This is a genomic window from Mesotoga sp. HF07.pep.5.2.highcov, assembly GCF_003666285.1.
GTDB classification, from domain to species: Bacteria; Thermotogota; Thermotogae; order Petrotogales; family Kosmotogaceae; genus Mesotoga; species Mesotoga prima.
On the sequence record NZ_JFHJ01000047.1, the window covers coordinates 1 to 519 of the forward strand.

Annotated in this window: 1 protein-coding gene; it reads left to right on the forward strand. The window is 45.1% G+C overall.

The annotated features are described in order from the left end of the window. Positions 1-113: 113 nt before the first annotated feature. The coding region (locus BG32_RS00920; protein WP_259459415.1) for a 2-C-methyl-D-erythritol 2,4-cyclodiphosphate synthase at positions 114-519 on the forward strand (406 nt) is incomplete at its 3' end.

Genomic DNA, 519 nt, shown 5'->3' on the forward strand with positions numbered 1-519 from the left:
GATACTGTGGAGTTGAATTTCGTTGATTCTAATAGCCCTCTTCAAATGAATCCAGTAGATGTCCAGGGTTATACATACGTTATTATGCCTATTAGACTCATATGAGAATCAGGGTGGGAATCGGTTACGACATTCATTCGATCAAGCCCGGAGACAGAGGTATGTATCTGGGAGGAGTTAAGGTATCTGATACCTTCTATCTTGCGGGCCATTCTGACGGAGATGCCCTTTGTCATGCGATTGTCGATGCGATTCTTGGGAGCACTTCTTCGGGAAACATCGGCATCAGTTTTCCAGAGGATGAAAAAAACAGAGATCGAAGAAGTATAGAGTTTCTGATGGAGGTAGCTGAGTCGATAAGAGGTCGGTGGCGAATTCTAAATGTTGACGCAGTTGTCGTGATCGAAAAGGTTAGACTAGCAGGGTTTGTCAGTTCAATGACTGAGAATGTTGCCAGAGCGCTTGGAATCGAAAGCGAGCAGGTAAACGTTAAGCCCAAATCTGGAAATGGCAGCAGCC